The organism is Methylobacterium mesophilicum (assembly GCF_036441335.1).
Lineage (GTDB): Bacteria > Pseudomonadota > Alphaproteobacteria > Rhizobiales > Beijerinckiaceae > Methylobacterium > Methylobacterium mesophilicum_B.
In genome coordinates, this window is sequence record NZ_MLBW01000004.1 from 139,346 (window position 1) to 150,299 (window position 10,954).

The following is a 10,954-nucleotide window of genomic DNA, read 5'->3' on the forward strand; positions in this document are numbered from 1 at the left end:
TTCCGGCCGGGGTCAGGGATAGAGCCGCGCCCGGCTCCAGACCGCGCCCGTCCGGGTGAAGCGCACCCGGTCGTGCAGCCGGAAATCGCCGTTCTGCCAGAACTCGACGCTCACCGGCGCGATCCGGAACCCGGTCCAGTGCGCGGGCCGGGGGATCGGCCCGTCCCCGTAGCGCTCGGACAGCTCCGCCACCGCGGTCATCAGCGTGGCGCGGTCGGCGAGCGGGCGGGATTGCTGGCTGGCGATCGCACCGAGCCGGCTCTCCCGCCGGCGGCTCTGGAAATACGCGTCGGCCTCCGCGGCCGTCACCGGCGTGACCGGGCCGCGGGCCCGCACCTGCCGGCGCAGGCTCTTCCAGTGCAGCACCAGGGCCGCCTGGGGGTTCTGCGCCAGCTCCTCGCCCTTGGTGGACTGGGTGTTGGTGTAGAAGACGAAACCGCTCGCGTCGAAGCCCTTCAGCAGGACCATCCGCACGTCCGGCAGCCCGTCCGAGCCGGCGGTGGCGAGCGCCATCGCGTTCGCGTCCTCGGGTTCGGAGGCCTCGGCCTCCTTCATCCAGGCGGCGAACAGCGCGACGGGGTCCTCGCTCAGGGTGAAGTCCCCGCTCTTCGGGTCATCGGTCCTTAACTGATCCACGCCAAGACTCCTGCCTGCCGCGTCCAGGGCCTGAGGGGGCACCGACATCGGCGTGTTCGGTCGAGCGAATAGCCCGTCGAGAGTCAGGTGTAATGCGGGGATGCGCGTGTAAAGGGCCAAGCCGGCGGTCGCTTATCGGCGCGTCCGTATCGGCCTTGTCCCTGGCGATGGTTCTGAGCGGCTGCAGCCAGCCCCTGCTGGTCTTCCGGGGCGATCCCCCGGCGGCGGCGCCGCGCGTGGTCGAGGAGCCGACCGTCACCGGCAGCATCGAGAAGCGGCCCGTGAGTTTCGGGGACGACCTCGCCGAGGAGGATTGGCGCCGGGCGCGGGCCGCCCTGAGCGTCGCCCTCGATCCGCAGGGCAACGGACGACCGGTCAAGTGGGACAACCCGGAGACCGGGCTGCACGGGTCGGTCAATCCGACCGGGCTGCCGTACGTCTCGGACGAGCTGATCTGCCGCAACTTCCTGGCATCCGTGATCGCGCCGTCCCGCAGCCGCTTCGTCCGCGGCACCGGCTGCAAGCTCTCGGGCGGACCGTGGACGCTCAAGCGCGTCCGGCCGGCGAACGGGCTCGGACGCTCCTGACCGCGACGGGGCCGCCGCGCGGCGGCCTCCGCGGGTGCCTCAGTACGGGTGTCCGTAATAGGGCCGCATGCGCAGGCGCGGCTGCGCGGCCGGGGGTGCGACGTAGCGGGCCGCGGCCTCCGGATCGTAGGTGCGGATGTAGGGGTCGAGGGCCGGGTCGCGATAATTGCCGTTGTTGACCCCCGCCGAGCGATCGTTCCCGCTCAGGGCCGCGTAGGGCGAGAGGCCGCTGCCGCTGTCGCCGCCGCCACCGCCGCCGCCGCCCCAGGCAAAGGCCGTCCCCGGAATGGCGGCGAGCAGCATAGCCGCGAGGGGCATCGTGAGCGTCTTGCGCGTCATGTCCTGTCTCCGCACCACGTCGTTGTCTGGCGAACGGTCCAGCTGGAGGTGGGTTCCCCTCGGCGAGCCGCCACGGCCGCGCGACATTGTACCACCGCCTGCCAACACGCGCTTATTTGATGCCCCGACTTTCGCTTTTTTCGGTTCATCGCCCAGAAATCGTCCCGCGCGTTAAGTTTGAACCGGTAGACAGCCACGCGGCCGTGCTTGATCGTGGCGCGGCGTAACAGCATTCGAGCCCGGCTCGACCGTATCGAGGGTCGAGACCGAGCGCATCCTGGGTTTGGCCGCCGTGAGCGTCGATACGAAATCCGGCACGCGGGGCGTGGGGCCGACCGGCTGATGGAGCGGGCGATCGGAGGCACGGACCGGCCGTCGGCGGCCGGCGGCCGGGCTCCCGCCCGGGCGGAGCCGTCGCCCGGGACGCTCTCCCGCCCCCGCACCGTCACCGTGCGGCTCGACCGCCGGTGCCTGCGCGGCTGGCACATCCGCCTTCTCGACCTGCTCGGGCAGCGGCCCGACCATCGGATCCGGGTCGCCTGGGCGGAGCACGCCGAGGGACTGCCGCCGAACGCGGAACTCCTGTTCCGCCTGGAGGCCGCCATCCACGGCCTGCCCCGGCCGGGTCTGGCGACCGCGGCGGAACCGGTGGCCCTCGCGCCCTACGAGGCGAGCCCCGAGGGCGCGGAGCCCGGCGGCAGCGGCGCCGACCTCGTCCTCGACCTCTCGGGTCGCCCCGCTGNTAGGTCGGATCGACGCGATCCGCCTGGATCGGTGGCTGATGGGCCGCGGGAGCGAGAAAGCCGATCATGGCGCGCCTTGGTGCGTGGGACCGCGGACGGACCCGGGCTCATCCCGGGCGCGTCTCGGATTGGACCCGACCTGATCGACCTGCGCCGGCATCCCGAAGGCGGCTGGCAGGTTCTTCCCGACGACGGGCGTCGCTTCTACGCCGATCCCTTCGCGATCGCCCGCAACGGCGCCGTGACCCTGTTCGTCGAGGAGTTCGACTACCGCCGCGGCAAGGGCGTGATCGCCGCGGTGGATGTCGGGGAGAACGGGCCCCGCGGCCGCCCGGAGCCGGTGCTCGAGCTCGAGACCCACCTCTCCTACCCGTTCGTGTTCGAGGCGGACGGACAGGTCTGGATGATCCCGGAATCGCACGCCTCCGGGACGATCGACCTCTACCGCGCCACCGACTTCCCGCGCGGCTGGGTCCACGAGGCGGTGCTCCTCGACGGGGTCGTGGCCGGGGACGCGACCCTGCTGCAGCACGGCGGCCGCTGGTGGATGTTCGCCACGGTCCGGGCCGGCGGCGGCAGCTACTCCGACACGCTCCATCTCTGGCACGCGCCGCATTTCCGCGGGCCCTGGACCCCCCACCGGCACAACCCGGTGCTGATCGACATCGGCTCCGCCCGGGCCGCGGGGCCGATCGTGGCGCGCGACGGCGGCCTGATCCGGCCCGTCCAGGATTGCCGGCAGGGCTACGGCGCGGCGCTCGGCCTCGCCCGGATCCTGCGCCTCGACGAGGACGCCTACGCCCAGCGGGTCGAGACGCGCCTCCGTCCGGGCGCGGCCTGGCCGGGCACGCGCCTGCACATGCTGAGCGCGGCCGGCGGCTTCGAGTTCATCGACGGCTCGCATCGGGCCCGCACCCGCCTGCTGGGCTGAGCGCGCCTCCCGAGCCCGGGCCGAGCCGCCCCGCGCGGGTCCGTCGGTGCCGAACGGCACCCGCTTACGGCTCGCATCGCGGCCCCGTGCGCGCTAAGCGGGGACCTCACCTGCGCCGATCCAGCAGAACCGCCGGGACGATCACCATGGCGAGCCCCGTCGAACATGCGAGCTTCCTGCCGCCGGTCCTGACCTTCCTCACGGCGGCGGTGATCGGCGTGCCGATCTTCCGGCTGATCGGCCAGAGCGCCGTGCTCGGCTACCTCGTGGCCGGCGTGCTGATCGGGCCCTCCGGCCTGTCGCTGATCGCCGAGCCCGAGACAGCCGCCAGCGTCGCCGAGATCGGCGTGGTGCTGCTGCTGTTCATCGTGGGGCTGGAGCTGCACCTGTCGCAGCTCGTCTCGATGCGGCGCGACATCTTCGGCCTCGGCACCGCGCAGCTCGTCGTCTGCGCGCTGGTGCTCGGCGGCGCGGGCGTCGTGGCGGGTCTCAGCTTCGGCGCCGCCGCGGTGATCGGCCTCGCGCTCGCCCTCTCGGCCACCGCGGTGGCCCTGCAGCTCCTGGAGGAGCGCGGCGATCTCGGCAGCGCCTACGGCGCGCGCGCCTTCGCGGTCCTGCTGTTCCAGGACCTGTCGGTGGTCGGCATCCTGGCGCTGATGCCGCTGCTGGCCTCGGCGGGCGAGGCGACCGACGTGTCCTGGCTCGGGGAGGCGGCGGTCTCCACCGGCAAGGCGCTCGCGGCGATCCTCGCGGTGGTGCTGGTCGGCCGCTACGGCCTGAACCCGTTCTTCCGGCTGCTCGCGGCGAGCGGCGCCCGCGAGGTGATGACCGCCGCGGCGCTGCTGGTGGTGCTGGGCACCGCGCTGCTCATGGAGCAGGTCGGCCTGTCGATGGCGATGGGGGCGTTCCTCGCCGGCATCCTGCTGGCCGAGTCGAACTTCCGCCACCAGCTGGAGGCCGACATCGAGCCGTTCCGCGGCATGCTGCTCGGCCTGTTCTTCATGAGCGTCGGCATGTCGATCGACGGCAACCTGGTGCGCGAGGTCTGGCCGGCCCTGTTCGGGGCGACCCTGGCGGCGATCCTGGTCAAGGTCGCGATCGTGGCCGGCCTGTTCCGGCTGTTCGGCTCGGACACCCTCGGGGCGCTGCGGGGGGCCGCGGTCCTGGCGCCCGCGGGCGAGTTCGCCTTCGTGCTGCTGCCGCAGGCCCAGGATCTCGGCCTCACCGGCGTCACGGCGACGCGCTTCGCGGTGGCGCTCGCGGCGCTGACCATGCTGATCGGCCCCATCGCCGCCAAGGGTCTCGACAAGCTGATCGAGCGGCGCAACGCGCGCAGCACCTTCGCGCTGGAGGAGCCCTCCACCGAGCTGTCCGAGAGCGGCGACGCGCGGGTGCTGGTGATCGGCTTCGGCCGGTTCGGGCAGGTCCTGACGCACGTGCTGATGGCCGAGGGCATCCCGGTCACGGTGATCGACAAGGACGTGGAGCAGCTGCGCGCGGCCTCGCGCTTCGGCTTCCGCATCTACTACGGCGACGGCACGCGCCTCGACGTGCTCCGCGCCGCCGGGATCGGCCGGGTCGAGCTGGTCTGCATCTGCGTCGACGACCGGGAGGGCGCCCTCAAGATCGTCGACATCGTCCACGAGGAGTTCTCCAGCGTGCGGACCTTCGTGCGGGCCTACGACCGCCTGCACGCGGTGGAGCTGATGAACCGGGACGTCGACTACCAGATCCGCGAGACCGCCGAATCCGCCCTCGCCTTCGGTCGGGCGGCCCTGGAGGGGCTCGGCCTGTCGCCGGAGGCGGCCACCGCCCGGACCGACGACGTGCGCAAGCGCGACATCGCGCGACTGGTCCTGCAGCAGGCGGGCGCCCTGCCGGACGGGTCCAGCTGGATGCGCGGCGCCGCGGCCGGCCTGAAGCCCGAGCCGCTGACCGCCCCGGTCCGGCCGGCCCGGGCGCTCAGCACCGAGACCCGCGACCTCGTGGGCAGCGACCGGCGCGAGGCCGCCGAGCGGCTCCTGGAGAAGCCCGCCCTGGCGCCGCAGGAGACGGACGTCGCGGAGGATTCCGATCCGGAGGCCGAGCTCGAGGCTGAAGGCAGCGCCCGGGATGCGTGACGGGCCGGATGTCTGACATGCCCGACGGGCCGCCCCCGGCGGAGGCGGGCCGCTTCGTCACCGGCTCGATCCTCCGCCACGTCGTGGTGATGGCCGCCACCGGCTCGGTGGGGCTGATGGCGATCTTCGTCGTCGACCTGCTGTCGCTGCTCTACGTCTCGACGCTCGGCGACCCGAACCTCACGGCGGCGGTCGGCTTCGCCGGCATCGTGCAGTTCTTCGCCACCGCGGTGAATATCGGCCTGATGATCGCGGCCGGCGCCCTGGTCGGGAAGGCCGTCGGCGCCCGCGACCGCGCGGCGGCGCGGCGCATCGCGACCTCGGCGCTGGTCCTCGGCAGCCTCGTGGCCGCCGTCATCGCGGTGCTGATCGCGCTGCTGGCCGACCCGCTCCTGGCCCTGATCGGCGCGCGGGGCGAGGCGCTGCGGGTGGCCGTCCTGTTCCTGCACATCACCCTGCCGTCGAACCTGCTGCTCGCCGCCGGCATGCTGTTCACGGGCCTGCTGCGCGCGGTCGGCGCGGCGCGGCAGGCGATGTCGGTCACCCTGGCCGGTGCCGTGGTCACCGCGCTCCTCGACCCGCTGCTGATCTTCGGGGCGGGCCTCGGCGTCCCGGGCGCGGCGATCACGGTCTGCGCGGCGCGCGCGACCTTCGTGGCGGTGGGCGTCCGCGGCGTCGCCCGGCACGGGCTTCTCGGCCGGCCGCGCCTCGCCGACCTGCTGGTCGACCTGCCGGCCGACGCGGCCGCCCTGGCGGGCGTCGCGGGTCCGGCCGTGCTCACGAACCTCGCCCCCTCGGTGGCGAGCGCGTTCCTGGCACGCCTTTTTGCCGGCTACGGAGCGGACGCGGTCGCGGCCGCGTCGGTGATCGACCGGCTGACGCCGGTGGCGTTCGGCGGCCTGTTCGCGCTGTCGGGGGCGATCGGCCCGATCCTGGCGCAGAACTGGGGCGCGGGCCTGTTCGACCGGATGCGCGGCGTGCTCGGCGCGGCGATCCGGGTGACGCTGGCCTACTGCGCCGCGGTCTGGCTCCTCCTGGCGCTGGCCCGGGGGTGGCTCGCCGGCCTGTTCGGCCTGCAGGGAGTCGCGGCCGAGCTGTTCGGCTTCTTCTGCCTCGTCGGCGGCGCGATCTGGTTCTTCAACGGGCTCCTGTTCCTCGGCAACGCCGCCTTCAACAACCTCGGCTTCCCGCTGCGCTCGACGCTGCTGAACTGGGGCCGGGCGACGCTCGGGACGATCCCGCCGGCGCTGCTCGGCGCGACGCTCTACGGCCCCCGCGGGGTGGTGGCCGGGATGGGGGTCGGCTCCCTGGTCTTCGGGGCGCTCGGCATCCTGCTCGCCCGCCGCACGGTCGACCGGCTGGAGGAGGCGGGCCCGCGCCGGCCGGAACCGGATACCGCCGCGGCGGCGCCCCAGCGGGGGGCGCCGCTGCCGCCGGGGCACGCCCATCCCGAGCCGTTGAGCTGACGCGGCGGCGGCCAGGCACAAGTTCCGCGGGTGGGAACTGGTATTTCCCCGCGCAAAGGGTCACGATGTCCTGTCCCGGGCGGTCCGGGCCGGGACAGGATCGAGGCGTCATGTTCAACCCGCTCGAGATGTTCCAGGCCCAGGGCGAGGCCGGCCTCCAGGCCATGGGCCAGCCGTTCGGCCTGACGAGCGAGCAGACGGCCCGCGCCTTCGAGGCGCTGATGCCGGCCCTGACGCTCGGCCTCCAGCGCAGCGTCGGCCTGGACCCGACCGGCTTCGCGCGGATGTTCGGTCTGGAGGCCGCCAAGCCGGCGCCGGCGCAGGGTTTCGAGGCCCTCGGCCAGATGTTCGGCTCGGCCCAGCTGATGCAGGCGGTGCTGCGGCAGGCCTCGGCGACGAGCGGCGTCGGCGCGCAGGTGCTCCGCCAGATGCTGCCGATGATGGCGGGGGCCGTGGTGGCGAGCATCGTCCACGTCATGCTGAACCAGCCGCAGGCCGAGCCGGCGCGGCCGAGTCCGCCGCCACCGCCCGTGCCGTTCCCGTTCGGCCCGGCCTGGGCCGAGATGGCCAAGGCGATGATGCCGGCGGTCGAGCCGCCCGCCCCGCCGAAGCCGGCCGCGACCGCGACTCCGGCCCGTCCCGATCCGGCGCCGGCCGACCAAGCGGCCGGCAAAGGCCGCCGCGGCCGCCAGCCCGGCGGGACCGGTTGACGCAGGGACAGGGTCCGGACGGGCGTTGACCCGGCGGACCGGAGCCGCACCCTGTCGGCGAGGAGACCCGTCGATGAGCGACCACCTGACCGCCTGGGACGACCGCGCCGAGAGCCTCGGCGGGAACGGCGTCGCCAAGCGCACGATCCCGGGCTCCGGGGCCAGCCTCGTGCGCGTGGTCGTGCCGGCGGGCGTCTCCGCACCGGCCCACAGCCACGAGCACGAGCAGTTCGTGCAGGTGCTCTCCGGTTCGGGGATCCTGGAGACCGCGCAGGGCCGCGAGCCGTTCACGGCCGGCAGCGTGTTCCACTTCCCGGCAGGGACGTGGCACGCGGCCGCGTTCGAGACCGAGACGGTCCTGATCGAGACGAACCTCGCCCCACGGGCCTGAGGGCGCAGCCTGCCGTCCGGCCTCAGCGGTCCGCCGCGGCGTCGAACTGCGCGTCCAGACTGACGATGCGCCCCACCGTGTCGCGCGCGTGGCGGATCGCGTCCTCGGCGGTGAGCAGATGCCCCTCTTGCGGATCGAAGACGATACCGCCCGACCGGGCCGCGCAGGCCGCGACAGCCATCCACGCCCCGGCGCAGGCCGGGAGCGTGGCAAAGTAGAAGGCATAGACGCACGTCCACGGTCCACCGAAGTCGATGTCGGTATAGGTGTCCGTCAGATCCGACAGCGGCACGATCTGGCACTCGAAGCCAGCCTCGTGGCGCCGCCAAGTCGCGGACAGATGCCCTTGCGTGGCTGGCGGCATGTGCACGGCGTCGAGTTTGAGATCGAATCCGATCCCGTCGATGGCCGCCTGCCATTCCGCCACGCCGGGCATCGCGCGCGCGCAGAGCGCATAGGCTTCCATGCTCATGGCAACCTCTCTCCGAATAGAACCGCGGATATCGACACGCCCTTGACCGAGTTTCCTCGTCTCAAGTGGATCTCTATGACAGGAACACTGTCATCCACGCCGACACCTCTGCGCAGTTCGCGCGCGCGAGCGGGCGTCAACTGCGCCTTGCCGGTCTTGATATCCCAAATCGCTCGAATCGGGGCAGCGTTGGTCCTGCCGAAAGCCGGCCTTAAGCTCCAGCAAGTCCAGAGCGATGAAGGCCAGTCCGAGCCGAAGCTCAGCGATGGAGTAATCCAGGACATCCGGCAGATCACAGTACCGCATCGCGTCTCTGATCCTCGAAACGTTCATGATTTATTCCATGAATCTTTTCCTTTTGTCAAGCGATTCGTGACAGATAAGGAAAATATGCCGACACCGCCCTCGAGGCAGCCGCGGCAGGCTGCGACAAATAATTCTTGGCGCGCGAGCAAAATGCCTGTGCTTGGCCTGAGCCCCCGGCGCGTGTAGGAATCCCACCTTCAACGCCCGCCCGTGCACGCCGACGAAAGGCCGGGCATCGCCCCTACCAGAACAGAGGCAGACCATGAGCGCCGGTACCGCCGCCGACAAGCACTTCTCCAACAGCTTCTTCGCCGCCCCGCTGACGGAGGCCGACCCCGAGATCGCCGAGGCGGTGGCCAAGGAACTCGGCCGCCAGCAGCACGAGATCGAGCTGATCGCCTCGGAGAACATCGTCTCCCGCGCCGTGCTGGAGGCTCAGGGCTCGGTGCTCACCAACAAGTACGCGGAAGGCTATCCGGGCCGGCGCTACTACGGCGGCTGCCAGTTCGTGGACATCGCCGAGGACCTCGCCATCGAGCGCGCTAAGCGCCTGTTCGATTGCGGCTTCGCCAACGTGCAGCCGAATTCCGGCTCGCAGGCCAACCAGGGCGTGTTCCTCGCGCTCATGCAGCCCGGCGACACCTTCCTGGGCCTCGACCTCGCCGCGGGCGGCCACCTGACGCACGGCGCCCCGCCGAACGTCTCGGGCAAGTGGTTCAAGCCGGTCTCCTACACGGTGCGCCGCGAGGACCAGCGGATCGACATGGATCAGGTCGCCCAGCTCGCGCAGGAGCACAAGCCGAAGGTGATCATCGCCGGCGGCTCGGGCTACCCGCGCCACTGGGACTTCGCCAAGTTCCGCGAGATCGCCGACTCGGTGGGCGCCTACTTCATGGTCGACATGGCCCACTTCGCGGGCCTCGTGGCGGCCGGCGTCCACCCGTCGCCGTTCCCGCACGCCCACGTCGCCACCACGACGACCCACAAGACGCTCCGCGGCCCGCGCGGCGGCATGATCCTGACGAACGACGAGGCGCTCGCCAAGAAGTTCAACTCGGCGATCTTCCCCGGCATCCAGGGCGGCCCGCTGATGCACGTCATCGCCGGCAAGGCCGTGGCCTTCGGGGAGGCGCTGAAGCCCGAGTTCAAGATCTACGCCCGCCAGGTGGTGGAGAACGCCCGGGCGCTCGCCGACACGCTGATTTCGGGCGGCTACGACATCACCTCGGGCGGCACCGACAACCACCTGATGCTGGTCGACCTCCAGCGGAAGGGCCTCACCGGCAAGGCCGCCGAGGCGGCCCTGTCGCGGGCGCACATCACCTGCAACAAGAACGGCGTCCCCTTCGACACGCAGAAGCCGACCATCACGTCGGGCATCCGGCTCGGCACCCCGGCCGGCACCTCGCGCGGCTTCGGCGTCGCCGAGTTCAAGCAGATCGGCGGCTTCATCGTCGAGGTGCTGGACGGGCTCGCCGCCAAGGGTGAGGCGGGCGACAGCGCGGTCGAGGCCGACGTCAAGACCCGTGTCCACGCGCTGACGGACCGGTTCCCGATCTACGGCTGAGGCGAGAGGACCGTCCGAGCGGGGCCGGTCTTCCGGGCCGGCCCGCGGTGGATTAGGAAACGGCCGCGGATCCGACCGGTCCGCGGCCGTTTCCATGCCCGAGTAGCGAAATCCATGCGGTGTCCTTACTGCGGCGGCTCCGAGACCCAGGTGAAGGACTCGCGGCCCTCCGAGGACGGCGCCGCGATCCGGCGCCGCCGGGTCTGCCCGGACTGCGCCGGCCGCTTCACCACCTTCGAGCGCGTGCAGCTCCGCGAGGTCGTGGTGCTCAAGCGCTCGGGCAAGCGCGTGCCGTTCGACCGCGACAAGCTCCAGCGCTCCATCGACGTGGCGCTCCGCAAGCGCGCCGTCGACCCGGAGCGGATCGAGCGGCTGGTCAGCGGCATCACCCGGCAGCTGGAGAGCGCCGGCGAGCCCGAGGTGAGCTCCGAGGCGATCGGCGAACTCGTCATGGCGGGGCTCAAGGGCCTCGACGACGTCGCCTACGTGCGCTTCGCCTCCGTCTACAAGAACTTCCGCGAGGCCCGGGACTTCGAGGAGCTGCTCGGCACGCTGAGCGACGGCATCCCGGTGCCGGCGGCCGCGCCGGAACCGGAGGGCGACCCGGAGCCCGAGGCGTCGGGGCGGCGCCGCGCCGGGCGCCCATGAGCGGCGACCCGAACTTCATGCGCCTCGCCCTGGCGCTG

The 10,954-nt window shown here is 72.2% G+C and carries 11 protein-coding genes; 8 read left to right on the forward strand and 3 right to left on the reverse strand.

Annotated elements, in window-relative coordinates:
- Window positions 1-12: 12 nt before the first annotated feature.
- Complete coding sequence (gene pdxH, locus MMR14E_RS02970) at window positions 13-636, reverse strand: pyridoxamine 5'-phosphate oxidase (protein ID WP_331312733.1); 624 nt, start codon at window positions 634-636, stop codon at window positions 13-15.
- A 92-nt stretch (window positions 637-728) separates the two neighbouring features.
- Between pdxH and MMR14E_RS02975 the strand changes: the two genes are divergently transcribed.
- Window positions 729-1,223, forward strand: coding sequence for an RT0821/Lpp0805 family surface protein (locus MMR14E_RS02975; protein ID WP_419539293.1), 495 nt, complete (start codon window positions 729-731; stop codon window positions 1,221-1,223).
- 39 nt (window positions 1,224-1,262) lie between these two features.
- On the opposite strand, the gene MMR14E_RS02980 is transcribed toward MMR14E_RS02975, so the two are convergent.
- Window positions 1,263-1,562, reverse strand: coding sequence for a hypothetical protein (locus tag MMR14E_RS02980; protein ID WP_331312734.1), 300 nt, complete (start codon window positions 1,560-1,562; stop codon window positions 1,263-1,265).
- A 342-nt stretch (window positions 1,563-1,904) separates the two neighbouring features.
- On the opposite strand from MMR14E_RS02980, the gene MMR14E_RS02985 reads away from it, so the two are divergent.
- From MMR14E_RS02985 to MMR14E_RS03005, 5 genes are all read left to right on the forward strand, one after another.
- Window positions 1,905-3,236, forward strand: a complete 1,332-nt coding sequence (locus MMR14E_RS02985; RefSeq protein ID WP_331312735.1) for a formyl transferase — start codon at window positions 1,905-1,907, stop codon at window positions 3,234-3,236.
- 146 nt (window positions 3,237-3,382) lie between these two features.
- Window positions 3,383-5,356: a monovalent cation:proton antiporter-2 (CPA2) family protein gene (locus MMR14E_RS02990; protein ID WP_331312736.1), complete on the forward strand. Its 1,974-nt coding sequence runs from the start codon at window positions 3,383-3,385 to the stop codon at window positions 5,354-5,356.
- Between the two features lie 8 nt (window positions 5,357-5,364).
- Complete coding sequence (locus MMR14E_RS02995) at window positions 5,365-6,822, forward strand: MATE family efflux transporter (protein ID WP_331312737.1); 1,458 nt, start codon at window positions 5,365-5,367, stop codon at window positions 6,820-6,822.
- A gap of 110 nt (window positions 6,823-6,932) precedes the next feature.
- Window positions 6,933-7,532 (forward strand): DUF937 domain-containing protein, encoded by a 600-nt coding sequence (locus MMR14E_RS03000; protein WP_331312738.1) that lies wholly within the window; start codon window positions 6,933-6,935, stop codon window positions 7,530-7,532.
- A 73-nt stretch (window positions 7,533-7,605) separates the two neighbouring features.
- Window positions 7,606-7,923 (forward strand): cupin domain-containing protein, encoded by a 318-nt coding sequence (locus tag MMR14E_RS03005; protein ID WP_331312739.1) that lies wholly within the window; start codon window positions 7,606-7,608, stop codon window positions 7,921-7,923.
- Window positions 7,924-7,945: 22 nt separating this feature from the next.
- Here MMR14E_RS03005 and MMR14E_RS03010 read toward each other — a convergent pair whose 3' ends face one another.
- Window positions 7,946-8,395: a hypothetical protein gene (locus tag MMR14E_RS03010; protein ID WP_331312740.1), complete on the reverse strand. Its 450-nt coding sequence runs from the start codon at window positions 8,393-8,395 to the stop codon at window positions 7,946-7,948.
- Window positions 8,396-8,963: 568 nt separating this feature from the next.
- On the opposite strand from MMR14E_RS03010, the gene glyA reads away from it, so the two are divergent.
- Both glyA and nrdR read left to right on the forward strand, forming a co-directional pair.
- Window positions 8,964-10,268: a serine hydroxymethyltransferase gene (glyA, locus tag MMR14E_RS03015; protein ID WP_331312741.1), complete on the forward strand. Its 1,305-nt coding sequence runs from the start codon at window positions 8,964-8,966 to the stop codon at window positions 10,266-10,268.
- A 114-nt stretch (window positions 10,269-10,382) separates the two neighbouring features.
- Window positions 10,383-10,916, forward strand: a complete 534-nt coding sequence (gene nrdR, locus MMR14E_RS03020) for a transcriptional regulator NrdR (protein WP_331312742.1) — start codon at window positions 10,383-10,385, stop codon at window positions 10,914-10,916.
- The last annotated feature ends 38 nt before the right edge of the window (window positions 10,917-10,954 follow it).

Excerpts from the sequence above, each read along its gene's own strand:
- MMR14E_RS02975 (WP_419539293.1), top strand. The coding sequence starts at position 729 with ATGCGGGGATGCGCGTGTAAAGGGCCAAGCCGGCGGTCGCTTATCGGC.
- MMR14E_RS02980 (WP_331312734.1), bottom strand. The coding sequence starts at position 1,562 with ATGACGCGCAAGACGCTCACGATGCCCCTCGCGGCTATGCTGCTCGCC.
- MMR14E_RS02990 (WP_331312736.1), top strand. The coding sequence starts at position 3,383 with ATGGCGAGCCCCGTCGAACATGCGAGCTTCCTGCCGCCGGTCCTGACC.
- MMR14E_RS02995 (WP_331312737.1), top strand. The coding sequence starts at position 5,365 with ATGTCTGACATGCCCGACGGGCCGCCCCCGGCGGAGGCGGGCCGCTTC.
- MMR14E_RS03000 (WP_331312738.1), top strand. The coding sequence starts at position 6,933 with ATGTTCAACCCGCTCGAGATGTTCCAGGCCCAGGGCGAGGCCGGCCTC.
- MMR14E_RS03005 (WP_331312739.1), top strand. The coding sequence starts at position 7,606 with ATGAGCGACCACCTGACCGCCTGGGACGACCGCGCCGAGAGCCTCGGC.
- MMR14E_RS03010 (WP_331312740.1), bottom strand. The coding sequence starts at position 8,395 with ATGAGCATGGAAGCCTATGCGCTCTGCGCGCGCGCGATGCCCGGCGTG.
- glyA (WP_331312741.1), top strand. The coding sequence starts at position 8,964 with ATGAGCGCCGGTACCGCCGCCGACAAGCACTTCTCCAACAGCTTCTTC.
- nrdR (WP_331312742.1), top strand. The coding sequence starts at position 10,383 with ATGCGGTGTCCTTACTGCGGCGGCTCCGAGACCCAGGTGAAGGACTCG.